Annotated in this window: 16 protein-coding genes; 9 read left to right on the top strand and 7 right to left on the bottom strand. The window is 63.9% G+C overall.

From position 1 onward, the window contains the following. Positions 1 to 116: 116 nt before the first annotated feature. From HU230_RS02805 to HU230_RS02775, 7 genes are all read left to right on the top strand, one after another. Complete coding sequence (locus tag HU230_RS02805) at positions 117 to 1,340, top strand: ABC transporter substrate-binding protein (RefSeq protein ID WP_176533074.1); 1,224 nt, start codon at positions 117 to 119, stop codon at positions 1,338 to 1,340. A gap of 54 nt (positions 1,341 to 1,394) precedes the next feature. Next, positions 1,395 to 2,510, top strand: a complete 1,116-nt coding sequence (locus HU230_RS02800) for an Rv3169 family protein (protein WP_176533075.1) — start codon at positions 1,395 to 1,397, stop codon at positions 2,508 to 2,510. Further along, on the top strand, positions 2,510 to 3,436 hold the full coding sequence (locus HU230_RS02795) for an acyl-CoA thioesterase (protein ID WP_176533076.1): 927 nt from the start codon (positions 2,510 to 2,512) through the stop codon (positions 3,434 to 3,436). The genes HU230_RS02800 and HU230_RS02795 overlap by 1 nt, the downstream gene beginning before the upstream one ends. A gap of 211 nt (positions 3,437 to 3,647) precedes the next feature. Further along, the gene (locus HU230_RS02790; RefSeq protein ID WP_176533077.1) at positions 3,648 to 3,881 is read left to right on the top strand and encodes a hypothetical protein; all 234 of its coding nucleotides are present in this window, start codon (positions 3,648 to 3,650) and stop codon (positions 3,879 to 3,881) included. Positions 3,882 to 4,159: 278 nt separating this feature from the next. Further along, positions 4,160 to 6,493 (top strand): TonB-dependent siderophore receptor, encoded by a 2,334-nt coding sequence (locus HU230_RS02785; RefSeq protein ID WP_176535170.1) that lies wholly within the window; start codon positions 4,160 to 4,162, stop codon positions 6,491 to 6,493. A 1-nt stretch (position 6,494) separates the two neighbouring features. Further along, a complete protein-coding gene (locus tag HU230_RS02780) occupies positions 6,495 to 7,520 on the top strand; it encodes an extracellular solute-binding protein (protein WP_176533078.1) in 1,026 nt (341 codons plus the stop codon). Then, positions 7,513 to 8,727, top strand: coding sequence for a PepSY-associated TM helix domain-containing protein (locus HU230_RS02775; protein ID WP_176533079.1), 1,215 nt, complete (start codon positions 7,513 to 7,515; stop codon positions 8,725 to 8,727). The genes HU230_RS02780 and HU230_RS02775 overlap by 8 nt, the downstream gene beginning before the upstream one ends. A gap of 9 nt (positions 8,728 to 8,736) precedes the next feature. Here the strand turns inward: HU230_RS02775 and HU230_RS02770 are convergent, their stop codons facing one another. Then, positions 8,737 to 9,264, bottom strand: coding sequence for a DUF4269 domain-containing protein (locus HU230_RS02770; protein WP_176533080.1), 528 nt, complete (start codon positions 9,262 to 9,264; stop codon positions 8,737 to 8,739). A 226-nt stretch (positions 9,265 to 9,490) separates the two neighbouring features. Beyond that, positions 9,491 to 11,128 carry an isocitrate lyase gene (locus HU230_RS02765; protein WP_176533081.1) on the bottom strand — a complete coding sequence of 546 codons (1,638 nt, stop codon included), beginning with the start codon at positions 11,126 to 11,128 and terminating at the stop codon, positions 9,491 to 9,493. A 145-nt stretch (positions 11,129 to 11,273) separates the two neighbouring features. On the opposite strand from HU230_RS02765, the gene HU230_RS02760 reads away from it, so the two are divergent. Continuing rightward, complete coding sequence (locus tag HU230_RS02760; RefSeq protein ID WP_176533082.1) at positions 11,274 to 12,713, top strand: helix-turn-helix domain-containing protein; 1,440 nt, start codon at positions 11,274 to 11,276, stop codon at positions 12,711 to 12,713. 9 nt (positions 12,714 to 12,722) lie between these two features. On the opposite strand, the gene serA is transcribed toward HU230_RS02760, so the two are convergent. The 3 genes from serA to HU230_RS02745 all read right to left on the bottom strand — a co-directional run bounded on the left by serA (position 12,723) and on the right by HU230_RS02745 (position 15,072). Beyond that, positions 12,723 to 13,976, bottom strand: a complete 1,254-nt coding sequence (gene serA / locus HU230_RS02755) for a phosphoglycerate dehydrogenase (protein ID WP_176533083.1) — start codon at positions 13,974 to 13,976, stop codon at positions 12,723 to 12,725. A 387-nt stretch (positions 13,977 to 14,363) separates the two neighbouring features. Next, positions 14,364 to 14,732 carry a BA14K family protein gene (locus HU230_RS02750; RefSeq protein WP_176533084.1) on the bottom strand — a complete coding sequence of 123 codons (369 nt, stop codon included), beginning with the start codon at positions 14,730 to 14,732 and terminating at the stop codon, positions 14,364 to 14,366. A 43-nt stretch (positions 14,733 to 14,775) separates the two neighbouring features. After that, on the bottom strand, positions 14,776 to 15,072 hold the full coding sequence (locus HU230_RS02745; protein ID WP_224942893.1) for a hypothetical protein: 297 nt from the start codon (positions 15,070 to 15,072) through the stop codon (positions 14,776 to 14,778). 536 nt (positions 15,073 to 15,608) lie between these two features. On the opposite strand from HU230_RS02745, the gene HU230_RS02740 reads away from it, so the two are divergent. Beyond that, the gene (locus tag HU230_RS02740; RefSeq protein ID WP_224942891.1) at positions 15,609 to 16,607 is read left to right on the top strand and encodes a helix-turn-helix transcriptional regulator; all 999 of its coding nucleotides are present in this window, start codon (positions 15,609 to 15,611) and stop codon (positions 16,605 to 16,607) included. A 33-nt stretch (positions 16,608 to 16,640) separates the two neighbouring features. Here the strand turns inward: HU230_RS02740 and HU230_RS02735 are convergent, their stop codons facing one another. Both HU230_RS02735 and HU230_RS02730 read right to left on the bottom strand, forming a co-directional pair. Beyond that, positions 16,641 to 17,732 (bottom strand): ABC transporter ATP-binding protein, encoded by a 1,092-nt coding sequence (locus tag HU230_RS02735; RefSeq protein WP_176533085.1) that lies wholly within the window; start codon positions 17,730 to 17,732, stop codon positions 16,641 to 16,643. Between the two features lie 82 nt (positions 17,733 to 17,814). Continuing rightward, positions 17,815 to 19,254: an extracellular solute-binding protein gene (locus HU230_RS02730; RefSeq protein ID WP_338077484.1), complete on the bottom strand. Its 1,440-nt coding sequence runs from the start codon at positions 19,252 to 19,254 to the stop codon at positions 17,815 to 17,817. Between the last annotated feature and the right edge of the window lie 3 nt (positions 19,255 to 19,257).

Below are 19,257 nucleotides of genomic sequence, written 5' to 3'. Positions count from 1 at the left end.
TGATAATCCGGACAGACGGTCTATTATTACACAGCCAACGCGACGGGTAAAGCCCTTGAAGGCACCGCCGCAGGGATCAACGAGCCCCGCGAAAGAGGGCGTCATGGGAGGGGAAGATGCGGAAGCCAATCGTCACGCTTGCCGTGTGGGCGTTCGCGCTCACCGGCGCGCTCGGAACAGCGAATGCCCAGAAGGCTTATGGTCCCGGGGTCAACGACACCGAGATCCTGCTCGGCGCCAATGCGCCCTACAGCGGACCGGCGTCGATCTATGCGAGCTTCCCGAAGACCATGCTCGCTTATTTCACGATGCTGAACGAGACAAGCGGCATCAACGGCCGCCACATCAATTTCGTAACCCGCGACGACGCCTATAGCCCGCCAAAGACCGTCGAGGTGACGCGCGCGCTGGTCGAGAACGACAAGGTGCTCGCCATCATGGCGCCGTTCGGCACGCCGACCAACGCCGCGATCCAGAAATACCTCAACAGCAACGGCGTCCCGCAGCTCCTGGTGCAGAGCGGCGGCACCCGCTGGAACGATCCCAAGCAGTTTCCCTGGACGACGCCCTACTCGCCGACCTACGTCAACGAATCCCGGATCATAGCGCGCTACGTCCTGCGCGAGAAGCCGGACGCCAAGATCGGCGTGCTCTTGCAGGCCGACGACATCGGCAAGGATTTTGTCCTTGGCCTGAAGGAAGGACTGGGCGCAAAAGCCGACACGATGATCGTCAAGGAGGCGATGTATCAGTCGACCGAGCCCACGATCGACTCCCAGATCGTGAATTTGAAGGCGTCCGGTGCCGATACCATCCTGATCGCCGCGCAAAACAAATTTGCCTCGATGGCGATCCGCAAGATCCACGAGCTCGGATGGAAGCCGCTGATCTTCCTCGGCTCGACTGCGAATTCGATCGCCGGCGTGCTGGTGCCGGCGGGGATCGAGGCCTCGACCGGCATCCTGACTACGACCTCCTACAAGACGCCCAACGATCCGGCCTGGGCCAATGACAAGGGCATGACTGACTATCTCGCCTTCGCCGCGAAATATATGCCGGGCATGGACCCGAACGACGTGATCGCGGTGACCGGCTACACCACGGCCCAGCTCGGCGCGATCATCCTGCAGCGCTGCGGCGACAATCTCACGCGGGAGAACGTGCTGAAGCAAGCCACCAACTTGAGCGGCATCGCGCTGCCGATGCTGCTGCCGGGCATCACCATCCAGACCACGCCGCAGGATTACGCAGCGATCACCGAACGACGCTTCGCCCGATTCGACGGCAAGACCTGGGTGCTGTTCGGCGACATCGTGGGCGCGGGCCCGGCCAAAGACTGATCCTGCGCCTCGCATCCGACTGACCGAGCCGGCTCAAACACAAGGACAAGAACAATGCTGACAGCCCAGGACGATCTCATCGGCCACCAGACGCCGCAGCCGTTTGCCAAGGCAGGCGGCGGAGACATTAGATTTACCGAGCGCTACTGGTACACCGCGCATCCGATCGACAGCAGCGAACTGCTGATCGACATCGGGCTCGGCTATTACCCGAACCGCAACGTGATGGACGGCTTTGCCGGCATCACCATCGGCCGTCGCCAGCACAATTTCCGTGCCTCGCGCCGGCTCGGGGCGCGTCCGCTGGAGACGGAAGTCGGTGGGCTCAGGATCGAGATCGTCGAGGGCATGGGCCTGCATCGGCTGTCGCTCGCCGACAATCCGTCCGGAATCAGCTTTCAGCTCGAGTTCAAGGCGAGCTTTCCGGCGGCGCAGGAGAAGCAGAATTTTCGCGAGCGCAACGGCGTCGTCGAGGAAGACCTTGCGCGCGTCTCGCAATTCGGCCGCTGGCGCGGCTGGATCGTCGCCGACGGCAAGCGCACCAACATCGAACCCGAACTGTGGTGGGGACAGCGTGACCGCTCCTGGGGCCTGCGCTCCGAGATGCGCACCGACGAGACCAGGCCGCCGGTTGCAACCCATCGCAATTTCTTCTGGACCTGGTCGATGTTCCAGTTCGAGACGTCGGCGCTGTCGATCTTCATCAAGGAGCGCACGCCGGGCAAACCGCATTACCTCTCGGGCAGCGAGTTCCGCCGCGAAGCCGACGGATCTGTTTCGCATCGCGAGGTGACCTCGGTCGAGCACGCGATCGAATGGGTCGACGATCCGCTCGGCCAAACCATCGCTGTCGCCGACTTCACCTTCGGCTTCGATCGCGGCGAGCCGCGCCGCATCAGGATGCACGGACTGCCGACGCGATTTTATCTCAAGGCCGGCATGTATGGCGGCCTGCAAGGCTGGACCCATGGCGACGACCGCGGCGAGAACCATGCCGCCCACGACATCTGGAACCTCGACGACGCGGCAACGCGCGCCATCGCGCGGACGCTGTCGGACCATGTCGTCCGACTCGAAAGCGGCAACGAGACCGGCTTCGGCATCAGCGAGTACGGCGTCGCCGCCGGCTACCCGCTCTATCCGGGACCGCAGAAATTCCCGGCGATGTGATGGACGGGCAAGGCATCCGCGTCGCGGAGGAACACGGCGACACCTGCGATTCCTGGGACGACAAGGCGGCCGAGGCACTGGTCTCGCTCGAGACCATCGCGCCGCTCCGCTATCGCAGCCGCTTCGGCGACGGCAATCTCAACGGCCGTTCGTATGGCGGCCAGATCCTTGGCCAAGCGATGATGGCCGCGACGCTCAGCGCGCCCGAAGATCGCCCGGCGGCGATGCTGCAGCTCTTGTTCCTGCGCGGCGCCGATCCCACCCGGCGCATCACCTTTGACGCGGAGGTTCTGCAGGACGGCAAGCGGTTCTCCTCCCGCCATATCGTCGGCAGCCAGGGTGACGGGCGCACCGTGTTGAGCGCGCAGGCTACGTTCTGCGCAGCCCAGCCGGGCCCGCGACACGCAGAGCCGTTTGCACCGCCGGAAGATCCCGAAAGCCTGCCCGATCTGAGCGTGATCCCCGACGAGCTGATGGCGCAGTTGCGGCCGCTCGGTCCTTATTCGCCGCAAATCAAGCCGAGCATGGATTTCCGCATCCCCGAGATCGAACGTCAGCTCTCGGCCGCGACGGCAGGGCCGCGACTGCGCTTCTGGATCAGATGTCGGCAGCCGCTCGCCGCCGGTTCCCGCGCCCAGGCCGCGGTGTTCGCCTATCTCTCGGATTGGTGGCTCAACTTCTCCAGCGTCGGCGGCCATCTCCGCGACCTGCAGTCGCGCGCGCCGCTCTATCTGTCGAGCCTCAACCATTGCATCTGGTTTCATCGTGCATTCTCGCCCGACGCCTGGATGCATGTCGAAACCGAGAGCCCATGCGCCGATGGCGGCCGCGGGCTGTCGATCGCCCGCGTCCATGACCGCGATGGGTCGATGCTCGCAACCTCGATCCAGGAAACCTTGATGGTGCATCCCGATGGCGATGCGTAGGTCACGCAGCAACAGCTGAGACGGCGCCGTGATCGCGGCTGAGTTGGAGCCGCTGTTCATCACCGGTTCCATGACCTGTTGAATCCCGGCAACACCGGCAGACAAAATGCGCGATCGTGCAGATTGCGCGTTTTGAACCACGACTGTGCCGCATCTCGGTCCAATCCTGCCTGCGGGTGGCGCAACAAAAACACGATTGGGGAAAACCTACATGCAGCAGGCACCGTCGGGCGCACGGAGCGCGGAATCGTCTGGATATGTTCTCTACTTCCAGCTTGCCAGCAATGGCGCGAGACGCGCGTGCAGTCTGACGATCCAGGCGGAAAGTGCCAACGAGGCAGCGCGAATCTTCCGCGAGAACTGGAGCGCAATCGAATCGATGGCACGCGACGGCGTCAGCACGGGGATGGTCGGCTCGGCGCCCGTCCTCCTGGCGATGTCGTGAAGCGCACCGCGCCACATGAGTCATCCTGCGCTTGAGGCGTGACAGGACAACGACCGCTCACCTCATGCGAGGATCGCGCGACCATTTGACGCGCTAACGTGACATCAAGTCATGAGATGCGGAGCTCGCGCACACGCGCGAGCCCCGTTGCGTCTTAGAACGATTCAAATCCAATCCGGTTAGAGGGATTCAAGTCTGCTCCGGTTCTTTTCGCGCGCGCCGACTGCTAGAGGCGCGGCGTGAATGAATTCGCGTGAATCGGAAGTGCAAGAGTGCCTGTGATTGCCGATGGCCGGATTGTCGGCGACCGTCGAAATGCCGCCGACAAGGGCCATACCCATCTGCTGATCGGCGCAGCATTCCTGCTCGCCGACATCTCCTCGGCGGTGACGCCGGCAAGCGCCCAATCGAGCGTCCCCTTGCCGCCGGTCACGGTCGAGCAACCGACACAGAAGCGCAAGCCCGCAGCCAGTTCGGCGCGGTCGGCACAGCGAACGCAGTCGGCCGCCGCGGCACGGCAGCGCAGCCGGAATGCCCCGCCGACGCCCCCGATACCATCGGAGCGTGCGGCAGCTGCCGGCGCCGTGCTGAACGAAGCCAAGCTGCACTATCGCGCGATGCCGAGCTCAACCACCTTGCGCAGCGGCGCCTCGCCGCTCGACACCGCGCAGACGGTCAACGTCGTGCCGGAACAAGTGCTGAAGGATCAGCTGCCGCGCAATCTCTACGACGCGCTCGCCAATGTCAGCGGCGTCACCCAGGGCAACACGCTGGCCGGCACCCAGGATGCGGTGATGCGCCGCGGCTTCGGCGACAACCGCGACGGCTCGATCATGCGCAACGGGATGCCGCTGGTGCAGGGCCGCAGCCTCAACGCTGCGGTCGAGAGCGTCGAAGTGCTGAAAGGCCCGGCGTCGCTGCTCTACGGCATCATGGATCCCGGCGGCATCGTCAACACGATCAGCAAGCGCCCCGAGCTGTATCAGCATGGCTCGGTCACCCTGCTCGGCTCGACCTTTGCCAACTCGAGGACTGGCGCCGACGGCACCATCGACATCACCGGCCCGATCGGTAGTGGCGGCCTCGCCTATCGCTTCATCGGCTATGGCGTGAGCGAGGACTATTGGCGCAATTTCGGACGCCATCGCGAAATGCTGGTCGCACCGTCGCTGGCCTGGTACGGCGAGAACACCACCGTCCAGCTCAACTACGAGCACCGCGAGTTCATCACGCCGTTCGACCGCGGCACCGCGTTCGATTCCGTGACCAAGGTGCCGCTGGCGATCCCGGCGACGCGCCGGCTCGACGAGCCCTTCAACAACATGTGGGGCACCTCGGACCTGATGCAGGCCTCGGTCGAGCACCGCCTGAACCAGGACTGGAAGCTGTTCGCGGCCTACAGCTACAACACCGAGACATTCAGCGCCAACCAGCTCCGCATCACCGGCATCAACACCAAGACCGGCGTCGAGACCCGCAGCAATGACGGCACGCAGGGCTCGCTCAGCAATTCGAGCTACGGCACCTCCTACCTGCTGGGCAATGTCTGGCTCGGCGGTTTCCGCAACGAGGTGCTGTTCGGCGGTGACGGCCAGTACCGCACGATCTACCGTGACAATCTGATCCGGCAGGCGGCGCAGAGCTTCAACTTCTATAATCCGGTCTATGGGTTGATCACGCCGGGCACCACGGTCTCCGCCGTCGACGGCGCCCAGACCGACAAGCTTGGCCAGTGGTCGCTGTTCTTCCAGTACACGCTGCATCTCACCGAGCGCTTCGCGCTGGTCGGCGGTGTGCGCTACATGGACTACGACCAGATCGCGGGCAAGGGACGGCCCTTCATCACCAACACCAATGTCTCGCAGGACAAGGCGCTGCCGCTCGGCGGCGCGATCCTCAAGCTCACCGACGAGGTCTCGCTCTATGCAAGCTACACCCAGTCGCTGAAACCGACCTCGACCATCGCGCCGCTCACCGGCGGCGTCGTGATCGGCTCCAACATCGCCCCGGAACAGGGCACCCAGTGGGAGACCGGCGTCAAGTTCGACTTCAACAAGCGGATCTCCGGCACGCTTGCGCTTTACGATATCGACAAGAAGAACGTGCTGGTCTCGCAGCTCAACCCTGCCACCAGCATTGTCGAGTACCGCACCGCCGGCAAGGTCCGCTCGCGCGGCGTCGAGTTCGACGTCACCGGCCAACTGACCGACAATTGGAGCATGATCGGCAGCTACGGCTATACCGATGCGCGCGTCACCGAAGATCCGGTGCTCATCGGCAAGGCGCTGCAGAACGTCGCGCTCAACACCGCCTCGCTCTATCTGGTCTATGATTTCGGCACCACCCTGCCCGGCCGGCTGCGTCTTGGCGGCGGCGCACGCTATGTCGGCGACCGGCCCGGCGATGCCACGAACAGCTTCGTGCTGCCGGCCTACACCGTCGCGGATGTCTTTGCGACCTATGAGACCAAGGTCCAGACGTTCCCGGTGGTCTATCAGTTCAACGTCAAGAACCTGTTCGATACCGTCTACTATCCCTCGGCCGTCAGCAATCTGGCCGTGGCGATGGGCGACGCGCGGCGCTTCTCGCTTTCGGCGACGGTGAAATTCTAACATGGCTACGGCACGGACAGCGATCGGACTGCTGGCCGTCCTGGCGACGACCGCCTTCGCCTGCGTCACCGCCCGCGCCGACGAGCTCACGCTCTACTCGACCCGCGAAGCCAATCTGGTCGAGCCTGTCATCGCGGCCTTCACGGCAGCGACCGGCACCAAGGTCAACACCGTCTTTGTCGAGGACAGCCTGGTCAACCGCCTGACCTCCGAAGGCGACAATTCGCCCGCTGATGTCCTGCTCACCATCGGCCTCGACAAGACGACCCAGCTTGCCGCGCGCGGGCTGACGCAGGTACTGGCATCGCCGACGCTTGACCAGGCGGTGCCGGCGAACCTGAGCGGCAACAACGGCCAGTGGATCGCGCTCGCAACCCGTCCGCGCGTGGTGTTCGCACGCAAGGACAACCCGCTCGCCGCGATCGCCTATGAAGAGCTCGCCGATCCCAAATGGCGCGGCAAACTGTGCATGCGGCCGGCCGCTCACCAGAACAATGTCGCGCTGATCGCAGCCTATCTCGCGCATCACGGAACAGATGCGACGGAGAGCTGGCTCGCCGGGCTGAAGGCCAATCTCGCCCACAAGCCGAAAGGCAAGGACAACGACGTGATCCGCGAGATCGCGGAAGGACACTGCGACATCGGGATCGGCAACACGGTGGCGCTCGCCCAGCTCCGCGACGGCCGCGAAGGCAATGACTTTCGCACATGGGCGGACGCCGTGAAGGCCGTTCCGACTGCGTTCGCGGGCGGCGGCAGTCACGTCAACCTGACGGGCGCGGCGATTGCCCGGCACGCACCGCACCCGGCCGCGGCACGCGCGTTCCTCGAATTCCTCGTCACACCCGAGGTCCAGACGATCTTCGCCACCGCCGAGCTGGAATACCCCGTGCTTGCGACCGCAAAGCGGGCGGCGATCGTGGAGGGAATCGGATCGTTCGCTGCTGATGCTCTCCCCATCGACGAGATCGCCGCGCATCAAGCGGCCGCAATCGCACTGATCCGAAAGGCCGGATTCGATGAATGATGTCCGCCGCCCGATCAAGGCCGCGCTGCTGCAGGTCCACTCCCTCGCCGGCCTCGCGCTGGCGCTGCTGTGGGCTGTGGTCGGCATCACCGGCGCGACGATGGCGTTCGAGGACGGGATCGAGGCCAGCCTGAACAGCCACATCATGCGCGTCGACGCCAGTGCGACGCGGCGGCTGACACCGGATGAACTGGTCGCACGGCTGCAGTCGGCCGGCGACTTCGGCCGGCCCTCCGCCGTGACGATGGCGAGCGACCCGTCAGCGGCCGCACGCATCCGTTTCGCCCGCAGCGAAGGCGGCGCGCGTCCCTCCTCGGTCTATGTCGATCCCTATGACGGACATTTACTCGGCTCGCCGCGCGGCGAGGACTTCTTCGCCACCGTCCGCAAGCTGCATCGCTGGCTGCTGTTGCCCGGCGACGGCAATGGTATCGGCCGCAAGATCACCGGGTCAGCCGCGATCTGCCTGATCGTGATGCTGATCACCGGCCTCGTGCTGCGCTGGCCGCATCGCGCGCGCAGCGTGAAGATGTGGCTGAAGCCAAACCTCGGCCTGCGCGGGCGCGGCCTGCACCGCTCGCTGCACGCTGTGATCGGCACCTGGGTGCTGCCGGTCTATCTGGTGATGACGCTGACCGGCCTGTGGTACTCGTTCGAGTGGTACAAGGCCGGCGCTAACTGGCTCCTGGCGCGGCCTCAAGCCGCGGATGCGGCGATGCAGCCCAAGCCACCACGCGGCGCGGCGGCCGCCGCGGGCAAGGGCGAAGCCAAAATCGAAGCGAAGGCGGAAGCAAAGCCGCTCGCCTTCGATCGTGTCTGGACCACGTTCCTGCAGCAGGAGAACAACGATTACGGACGGGTCCTGCTGACCCTGCCGGCCGGCGCGGGCACGGCGGTACGTGTGCGGTCATGGCCGCGGGATTCGTCCCTCGAGAGCGTGCGCGACGAATTCCGGATCGACGCCGTCACCGGACGCGTCATCTCGTCGGACCGCTACGCGGACAAGACGTTTGGCGAGCGCGTCCTCGCCGGCGTGCTCGACATCCACCGCGGCGCCATCCTGGGTTGGCCCGGCAAGCTCGTCTTCATGCTGGCCGCCGCCATGATGCCGCTGTTCGCCGTGACCGGCCTGCTGCTCTATCTGTCCCGCCGCAGGCACCGGTGCCTCGCGCGACAGCCGATGGGCCACCTCGTTCCGGGTGAATGAACCTCGCGATCAGCCGACGCCGCACGCCGCGAGCCGGGCGCGCAACGAGGCGTCCGCTTCGGCAGCGAGTTCGAGCAACCCGCGATAGGGATCGCCCGGTATCCCGAGCAAGGCGGCGAACGCAGGCTCGGTCTTGAGGCCATCTGCCCGCAACTTGCCGACGGCTTGCCGCAGCCGTCCGTCATCAAGCGCGAGCAACCGCCGCTCGACCTCGAAATGGATCCAGCCCTGCTGCTGGTTTACCGGACGCAGGTCACCGAACAATTCGAACGGCCAGCCATCCCACACAAAGCGGGCAATGGCCTGCCGCGTTCCCTTGGCCCATCGGTACAGCACGAAATCATCGGCCGATTGGTAGTGGGTCCAAACGATGTCCGCGAAAGCGTTCGGATCGGGCGCATGACAAACGATATCGATGTCGCTGCCCGGCACGGCAAGGCCGAGCGGCAGCGTTCCGACGATGCGGGGATCGAACGGCTTGAGCAGCTCCATCACAGCGGAGCTGGTGACGGCGGATGCATAGTGCCCGACAGTCATCGCGTGGCATGCCCCCAATGGTCGCAGTGACGCAATACCACGCTGGCAGGGAACGGGGGAACCTCGACAGCGGGGACGAAGCCTGACGGGAACGGTCTTGCAAACGCTACGGGGCGAATTCGACCGCGTCACCGTGGTCGAAATCGCCCGGCCAAACGAGCAGACAGGCGAGACTGCTTTGCAATCCCGCCTGTCCAGCCGATGTCTAAATGACCTATTCGATCGATTAGCCGAACTGGTTCATCGTGTTGTGCGCGCCGCCCGCCTTGAGGGCGGCCTCACCGGCGAAGTACTCCTTGTGATCGTCGCCAATGTCGGAGCCTGCCATGTTCTGATGCCTCACGCAGGCGATGCCCTGACGGATCTCCGCGCGCTGCACGTTCTTGACGTATCCGAGCATGCCCTGCTCGCCGAAATACTCCCTTGCGAGATTGTCGGTCGACAGCGCAGCCGTGTGATAGGTCGGCAACGTGATCAGATGGTGGAAGATGCCGGCGCGCTTGGCCGAATCCGCCTGGAAGGTACGGATACGCTCGTCGGCTTCCTTCGCCAGCGGCGTCTCGTCGTACTCCGCCTTCATCAGCTCGGCGCGATTGTACTTGCTGACATCCTGGCCGGCTTCCTTCATCGCGTCGTAGACCTGCCAACGGAAGTTGAGCGTCCAGTTGAACGACGGCGAGTTGTTGTAGGCCAGCTTCGCGTTCGGAATGACCTTGCGGATGCGATCGACCATCGAGGCGATCTGCTCGATATGCGGCTTCTCGGTCTCGATCCACAACAGGTCAGCGCCGTTCTGCAGCGAGGTGATGCAGTCGAGCACGCAGCGATCCGCACCGGTGCCGGGACGGAACTGGTAGAGATTGCTGGGCAGACGCTTCGGGCGCATCATCTTGCCGTTCTGGTTGAGGATGACGTCGCCATTGCGCGCATTGGCAGCCGTCACTTCCTCGCAATCAAGGAAGCTGTTGTACTGGTCGCCGATGTCGCCGGGCTTGTGGCTCACGGCAATCTGCTGCGTCAGGCCGGCACCGAGCGAGTCGGTACGGGTCACGATGATGCCGTCTTCGACGCCGAGCTCGAGGAACGCATGGCGGCAGGCGCGGATCTTCGCGATGAACACCTCGTGCGGCACGGTGACCTTGCCGTCCTGGTGGCCGCACTGCTTCTCGTCGGAGACCTGGTTCTCGATCTGCAGGGCACAGGCGCCCGCCTCGATCATCTTCTTGGCGAGCAGATAGGTCGCCTCGGCATTGCCGAAGCCCGCGTCGATGTCGGCGATAACCGGCACGACGTGGGTCTGGAAGTTGTCGATCTTCTCGATCAGCGCCTTTTCCTTGGCCTTGTCGCCTTCCTTGCGGGCCGCATCGAGCGCGCGGAAGATGTCGTTGAGCTCACGCGAATCCGCCTGGCGCAGGAAGGTGTAGAGCTCTTCGATCAGCGCCGGCACCGAGGTCTTCTCGTGCATCGACTGGTCGGGCAGCGGTCCGAACTCGGAGCGCAGCGCAGCGATCATCCAGCCGGACAGATAGAGGTAACGGCGGTCGGTCGTGCCGAAGTGCTTCTTGACCGAAATCAGCTTCTGTTGGGCGATGAAGCCGTGCCAGCAGCCGAGCGACTGGGTGTACTTGGTGCTGTCGGCGTCATAGGCGGCCATGTCGGCGCGCATCAGCGCAGCCGTGTAGCGGGCGACATCCAGACCGGTCTTGAAGCGGTTCTGCAGGCGCATGCGCGCCACGGCCTCGGCGGTGACGCCGTTCCAGGTGTCCTTGGTCTTGAGCAGCGCTTCGGCCGCCTCAAGCTCGCTCTGATACGAAGCCGGTCCCTGGATGGCCCGGTCGCTGATCCCGCGCGGTTGGAAGTTCATGTCCGTGATCCCTTCGGTGACGAAATAACTGCACCATTTGTGACGCGCGGCGTCATCGGGAGCTAGACCTGGCGCGGAAAACTTGTCATAACTTACAAGAAACTGATGTATTATTGTAAGAATCTTACAAACCTTGGATGAGGCGATGGTAACCTCAAGCGCCCGTTCCGTTTTCATGGGCCCGCGGCTGCGGCGGCTGCGGCGCGATCTTGGGCTGACCCAGGCGGACATGGCAGCCGATCTCGAAATCTCGGCACCCTATGTCGCGCTGCTGGAACGCAATCAACGGCCGGTGACGGCGGATATGCTGCTGCGCCTTGCCCGGACCTACAAGATCGATCTGGCCGATCTCGCCGGCGACGGCGGCGCGGATCACACCGCGCGCATGCAGTCGGTGTTGAAGGAACCGATGTTTGCCGACATCGACATCCCCGCGCTTGAGGTCAGCGACCTCGCGGTCAGCTATCCCGGGATGACCGAAGCGTTCCTGCGCCTCTACACCGCCTATCGCGAAGAACAGCTGGCACTTGCGGAGCGACGGGCGCCAGACCTGGTGGGTGGCGGGTCCCACCCGGGGCAGGAGAACTTCGACGCCAACGATCCCGTCGCGGAAGTCAGGCGATTTCTCGCCGCCCGCCGCAACAATTTCGCCAACCTCGACGATGCCGCCGAGCGTCTCGTCCATGAACCGGCCGGACCAGCCGGATTTATCGAGCGGCTTCGCGAGCGTCACAAGCTCCAGGTCCGCTACCTGCCGCCGAACGTCATGCTCGGCTCGGTCCGGCGACTGGACCTCCATCGCCGACAATTGCTGCTCGAGGATTCGCTCGATACCGCAGGCCTCAATTTTCAGCTGGCCAAGCAACTCGCCTATCTGGAGCTGGAAGGCGAGATCGGCGCGGCGGTGGAAGACGGCAAGTTCACCAGCAAGAGCGCCGAGCTGCTGGCCCGCCGGGCACTCGCGGCCTATGCAGCGGCCGCGCTGATCATGCCGTATTCCGTGTTTGCCAAAGCGGTCGAGACGCGTCGCTACGATCTCGAGGCGCTGGCGCGCCAATTCGGCACCAGCTTCGAGCAGACCGCGCACCGCGTCACGACCCTGCAGCGGCCGGGGCTCGAGAAAGTGCCGTTCTTCCTGATCCGCGTCGATCCCGCCGGCAACATTTCCAAGCTGCTCGATGGCGCAGGGTTTCCGTTTGCCAAGCACGGCGGCGCCTGTCCGCTATGGTCGGTTCACGATATCTTCAAGACGCCGCGCCAGATCGTCACGCAATGGCTGGAATTGCCCGACGGACAGCGGTTCTTCTCGATCGCCCGCACCGTGACCGCCGGCGGCGGCGCGTTCGGGGCCATCCGCGTGGAGCGGGCGATCGCGATCGGCTGCGCCGCCGAGCATGCAAGCCAGCTGATCTACACGCGCGACGGACAGGGGCCGAACGCGGATGAGCCGACCCCGATCGGCGTCGCCTGCCGGGTCTGCCATCGCCCGCGATGCGCAGCGCGCTCGGCGCCTCCGATCGGACGCGAGATTCTTCCCGACGATTTCAGAACCTCGAGCGTCCCGTTCGGCTTCTCGGCGGATTGACGCGGTCGATCACCCCTGCGGCCGGTTTGCGTCATACAGCACCCGCACCCGGATCGTGCCGTCAATGGCTTTCAAATCGGCCAGCAGCCCCTCGCCCTCGCCGCCGACCACGTCGGTCTCGAGCACGACATAGCCGACTTCCGGATCGGTCTGCAGATATTGCGCCAGGATGTTGATCCCGTGCCGGGAGACCGCGTCGTTGACCTGACGCATGACACCCGGAACATTGCGGTGAACATGGATGAAACGCGTGCCGGTCGGTCGCGCCGGCAATTGCACCTGCGGAAAATTGACCGCGCCGAAGGTCGACCCGACATCGGAATAATCGATCAGCTTGCGTGCGACTTCGCCACCAATGCGATCCTGCGCTTCCTCCGTCGAACCGCCGACATGCGGCGTGAGGATGACGTTGGAGAGGCCCTGCAGCGGCGAGACGAAACGCGCCTCGTTCGACACCGGTTCGACCGGGAACACGTCGACTGCGGCACCTGCCAGCCGGCCCTCACGCAGGGCGCTCGCCAGCGCATCGAGATCGACCACGGTGCCGCGCGAATTGTTGATCAGATAGGCCTCGGGCTTCATCAGTTGGAGCTGGGCTGCGCCAATCATGTTGGCGGTGGTCGGCGTCTCCGGCACATGCAGCGAGACGACGTCGCTCGCTGCCAGCAGCGCGTCAAGCGATTCAGCGGGCTCGGTATTGCCGTGGCGGAGCTTGTCGGTCTGATCGAAATAGATCACGCGCATGCCCATGGCTTCCGCGAGGTTCGACAGCTGCGATCCGATGTTGCCGTAGCCGACGATGCCCAGCGTCTTGCCGCGCACCTCACGGCTGCCTTCGGCGGACTTGTCCCAGCCGCCGGCATGTGCGGAAACCGAACGCGGAAATATCCGGCGGAACAGCATGACGATCTCGGCGATGGTCAGCTCCGCCACGCTGCGGGTGTTGGAATATGGCGCGTTGAATACGGGGATGCCGAGCTTTCGCGCGGCGTCGAGATCCACCTGATTGGTGCCGACCGAAAAGCAGCCGACAACGAGCAGCCGGTCGGCAGCCTCGAGGATTTCCGCGGTCAACTGGGTCCGCGACCGAATTCCCAGCATATGGATACCCGACAGCGCTAGCCTGAGTTCTTTCGGTCCTAGCGCCTTGGGCAGGCGTTGCAGCTCGGTATAGCCGTTCGCCTCGAACATCCGGGCTGCGGAATCATTCACGCCCTCCAGCAGCAGCACGCGTATTTTGGTCTTGGGCAGCGACAACATCATCAAGATCCAGGCTCGTAGGTTCGGGCAGGTTAGGCACGAACGCAGTTTCGACGGATCAGGTGATAACATGGAAAACAATCGCGTCAGAAGCCGCCATGGGCGGCGCGCCCTGCGATTTCCGACGAAGCCCCCTCGATTCGCGCCTCCAGACACTGAACGGGAACCGATTCGGCCACTTAAGCCATATGTCTTGGTCAACACGCCGGCAGACGCGCCGCTGCGGCTCCTGGGGCGTTCGAACGCCTGCCTGCTCCGGCTCACCGGCCGGAGCGCTGCCATCCCGTTCGTGCTCAGCTCTTCGCCGAGGGGCGTATCCGGAGCGGAGGTTTGACTTCCCCGTTCCGGTACCCGCAAGCCGGCTGCAGTCGCGGCTTGCATCTCACCTGCTCACTGGCAGGGATAGCGCCGGCCGTCCTTTGCCTGGAACGTATTCGACGCCGGATCGTAGGAGCGATAGCGCTGGGCGCAAGACGTCGCGTGCTGCTGGGCGGCGGCGGCTTCCTGCTGCGCGGCGGCGTTGGCCGCACCGGCCGCGATGACGCCCCCGATCAGGCCACCGACCAGTCCGCCGACGGCAGCGCCGCCGCCATTGTCATAGCAAGACCCGTAACGGCACCAGACCTTCTCCGTCACTGCCGGCGCCGCGGCCGCAACGCCGGCACCGTGCTGTAACGGAGCCGAAATCGCGGAGGCGGAAAACACCACCGCACCGGCGGCGGCCATCAAAACCACTTTCAGAATGTGAGCGCTACGCATTGTCTCTCCTGCTTGATTGCTTGGGTTCGCCGATCGGCGGAGCTCATTGGCCGGCTGCATTGACGACACGGCAAAGGTTGTCGCCGACACCTGGAGCCAATTGTCCGGGAGGCAAGATGAACGTCGCATCGACGCGGCTACCTTTGCCGTCCTTGCGGACGACGACTTGCAACGTCTGCGGCCGGCCGGATCCGGTGGTCTCCTGCTGCGTGGTCACGGTGCCAAGCTTCTTGTCGACATTCACACCGACAAAGCCCTCGGCCAGAACGGCGCGGGACACCTTGTCAAGGGCGACACCCGAATTGACCGACGGGAAGATCATCCAGGTCTTGTGGGTCATGCCCGTCACCATCGGAACGCCAGCACTCTGGACGTGATCTGCGCAGCTATCGGCCAACGCAGCAATGGACGAAAGAACCGTGAGCGCGAATGCGCAAGTTATCCTTGTAAGCATGCTTTCATAACCCGTTTGAGTAGGTCGAAAGCATTTAGGCCAAATGGGCTATGAGTCCATGGACGGCATCGCATTCCGGATGGAGGCATTCGGATTGTGGCTAGCAAGATCGGTCGCGAACGTTGCGCATTCGCGCGTGCTCTCAAACGTCAGCGCGGCGCGACCAAATCGGAACTTTCGCACGATCCAGGCGTGCGAATGAGATCAAATGTTACCTTCCGCACCTCGATTGCGTGATCTGGATATCTCGTTCGAAAATCGGATACCGGAGGGATCACGAAGGAGAGCGCGGGCCGAACTCAGCAAAGCTGTGCTAGGGTGATGCGGTCTATGCGTGTGACGGACGCCCTGAACGATGGATACCCCATCCTGATGGATCGGGTCATTTCGCGGACAGCAAACATCTGCTGGTTGGGAATTTGATGGTCGAAGACATACTCGTTGCACCTCCGACGCGATCGGGATCATCGTTTGAGGAGCTGCTGGAAATGCTCCAGCCGCACGGGATCAATGCCCACTCCTCGCCCCGGCCTGACGAATCGTTTCGCTGGCATGCGGATATCGCAATTGGAGCGGAAATTGACGTCGTGCGGGCGGAACTGTCTGCGGGTTGGGATTGGCACTATTCGTACGAGAGTACGTCGGGTGAGCTTGCGATAAGCCTGCTGAATGCTGGCAAGGCCGAGATGCGCATTGCAGGAAAGGGCGTGCAACGAACGCCCGCCGAGATCGCGATCGTGCCGCTTCCGACGATGCAAGCACAGCGGGTGGAAGCGGTCGATGGACGATACGCGAGCGTCACGCTCACCTTGCACACGGGCATGGTGACAAAGGTGCTGTCCGCGACGTTCGGGAGCGCAGCGCTGGAAGACCTCAATCTGACACCGATCGTCGATCTGTCGACCGGCGTCGGGCAGACGCTTCTTCAGCTCGTTCGTGCGAGCGCGACCGGCTTGCATGACGGCATCCTGGCGCGCTCTCCGAAAGCGAGCGCCCTGCTGTCCGAAGCTGCGATACAGCTCATCCTTGAGAACGTCCCGCATCGGCTGAGCGACCGGTTGAATCGCCATCCGTTCGATGCGCCGCCGCGTTACATTCGGCGGGCTGTCGAGTATATGCGGGCCAATCCTCATCTGCCGCTGACGATATCAGATATTGCCGCGACGGTTGGTGTCAGCAGCCGGCTGCTGCAATTGGGCTTCCGCAAAATTCACGGCACCACGCCTGTCGCCTATTTGCGGAAGATTCGACTTGAAGCGATCCACGATGAGCTGTCACGACCGGAGAACGTGCTCCCGATCAGCGAAGTTGCGCTGAAATGGGGCTTTACGCATATGGGCCGTTTCGCTTCGGTGTACCGCTCCGCATTTGGCCTTTATCCGTCCGATACAGTGCGGCGAGCCCGAGGGTTCTGCAGCTAAGAGAGCCACTGTCGCGCTCAACGCCGCGGCAAATCAGGAAATGGCCATCCCTGACGCCCTGTCGAACAAATGCGTTCGCTCGAGATCGAGCGCGACGTCGATGACATGATCCGGCTCCGCGGCGACACCGACCGGCATTTGCGCCGTAAACGCAAAGCCAGCGACGGTCCCGATCACCAGCGTGTGCGGCCCCAGCGGCTCCACGTCTTTCACGAGCAACCGGACGGAAGACCCGTCCGGCGCGCCTTGCCGCAACACATGATCGGGCCGCACGCCGAGCACCACCGGCCTGCCGACGCTGCCCGCATAGGTCGCCTCACGCGACTTCGGCACGCGCAACGCCGTGCCCGATGGCGCGGTGAAGGTGAGCGCGCCGTCGCGAGCGATGATCTCGCCATCGATGAAGTTCATGCTGGGCGCGCCCATGAAGCCCGCGACAAAGAGATTAGAGGGCTTCTCGTAGATCGTGATCGGATCGGCCGCCTGCTCGATCCGGCCTCTGTTCATCACCACGACGCGATCGGCCATCGTCATGGCTTCGACCTGGTCGTGGGTGACATAGACGATCGTCTTGGCGAGACGGCGATGCAGCGCCTTGATCTCGGTCCGCATCTCGATGCGGAGCTTGGCGTCGAGATTGGACAGCGGCTCGTCGAACAGAAACACGTCCGGGCTGCGCACGATGGCACGGCCGATCGCTACGCGCTGGCGCTGTCCGCCGGAAAGCTGCTTGGGCCGCCGCTGCAAATATTGCTCGAGGTCAAGCACGCGTGCCACGTCATTGACGGCCTTCTCGATGCTGGCGCGCGATTCGCCCCGCACCTTCATGCCATAGCCGATGTTCTCGCCGACCGTCATGTGCGGATAGAGCGCGTAGTTCTGGAACACCATCGCGCAGTTGCGCAAGCCGGGGCGCAACTGCGTGACGTCGCGGTTGCCGATGCGGATGGTTCCGCTGGTGACGGCCTCCAGTCCGGCGATCATGCGCAATGTCGTGGTCTTGCCGCAGCCGGACGGGCCGACCAGCACGACAAATTCCTCGTCGGCCACGTTGAGGTCGAGCCCCTCGATGATCTTGTAGGGTCCGTATGCCTTGCTGACGTTCTCGATCTCGACGTGCGCCATGGAATCCTTTTCCGTCCTTTCGTCGACGGCTGGTCAAGCCCCGGATGACGCTCGCGCATCATCCGGAGGTCTCACTGGAAAGCTAGTTCTTGGGCGGGAGGCCCATCGCGGCGCGATAGGCGGCAAGCTGCTTGGCCCGGCCGAATTCGTCGGTCAGGCGATTCCACTCCTTCGCCATCGCGTCGAGCGCCGCCTGCGGCGTGGTCTGGCCGGCCAGCGCCTTGCCGAGCTCGATCTCCACCACCTCGGTGTAGGAGAAATAGCCGGGTAGACGCATGTCGAGCGCGACGTTCTTGGCGTTGATGGAGTCCGATTGCGCGCCGAGATATTCCCTGGCCTCTTCCGGCGAGAAGATCTTGCTCCACAGTTGCAGATTGGCGGTGTGCGATTTGCGATAGGGATTGACGCCGCTGCCGCCGGTGATCGCCGCCTGGCCCGACACTTCGGGGCTCGTCAAGGTCTTGACGAAGTCCCACGCCGCTTGCTGGTTCTTGCCGGCCTTCGGCACCGCGATCTGCCAGCCGCCGAATGCCATGAACGGGCCCGGAAGCACGCTCGGGAACTTGTCCCACTTCTTTGTCTTGGCGTTCCAGATCTCGTCCGAACCGGGCAGCATCGCCGAGCCGACCTTGCCGGAGATCTTCGACTGCTTCGGATCGGCCGCGATCACACCGGTGTCGCCCCAGCCGATCGATTCCGCCACCTGACCGCCGGCCACCGCAGCGTTCACCTCGCCGAACGAGAAGTTCAGCGCGTTGGGCGGCCCGAGCTTCGAAGCCCTTATGTATTCCTCGAGCCCCTTCACCCAGCCCGGGTTGTTGATCTGCGCGTCCATCGTCTCGGGGTCGAAGAACATCGCACCCGGATAGTTCGGATTGTTCGCATACGCCGCGGCATGGCTGAAGAAGAACCAGAACTGCTGACCGCCGCGACGGAACGCTTCCGCCGTTCCCCACAGACCCTTGTCGGGCCGCTGGAAGAATTCCGCAATGTCGAGATATTGTTTCCAGGTCTTCGGCGGCGCGAGGTCGTAGCCGTACTTGGCCTTGAACGCGTCCTTCTCCTTGGGATCGCTGAACAGGTCTGTGCGGTAGGTATAGGTGTGGACATCGCCGTCCATCGATTGCGAGTAGATCTTGCCTTCCCACACCATCAGGCGTTCGCGATAGGCCGGCTCGATGTCGTCCCAATCCTTGCCGGACTGCATCTCCTTCGGCATCTCGCTGAGATAGGGCACGAAATCCGGCAGCCAGGCCGGTGCGAAGCTGACGAGGTCGAACGTCGCGTCCGACGCGGTGAGCGATGTCGCGATCTTCGGATAGAGCTCGGACCATGGAAACTCGACGACGTTGACCTTGCCGCAGGTCTTCTTGGCCCATTCGTCCGCGCCGAGCTTGAGCGCGGATGCGATATAAGGTCCGGTCTGCGACGCCACCGTCAGGGTGACGCCGGTGTAATCCGGGCTACAGGCAGCATTCGCCTGGCTCGCGGCACAGGCCATCGCGAGCGAGGTGGTCAACATCAG

The organism is Bradyrhizobium quebecense, assembly GCF_013373795.3.
In the GTDB taxonomy this organism is placed as follows: Bacteria; Pseudomonadota; Alphaproteobacteria; order Rhizobiales; family Xanthobacteraceae; genus Bradyrhizobium; species Bradyrhizobium quebecense.
The sequence above is the reverse complement of the archived record's forward strand: the minus strand, read 5'-3'. Positions and strand labels throughout refer to the sequence as shown.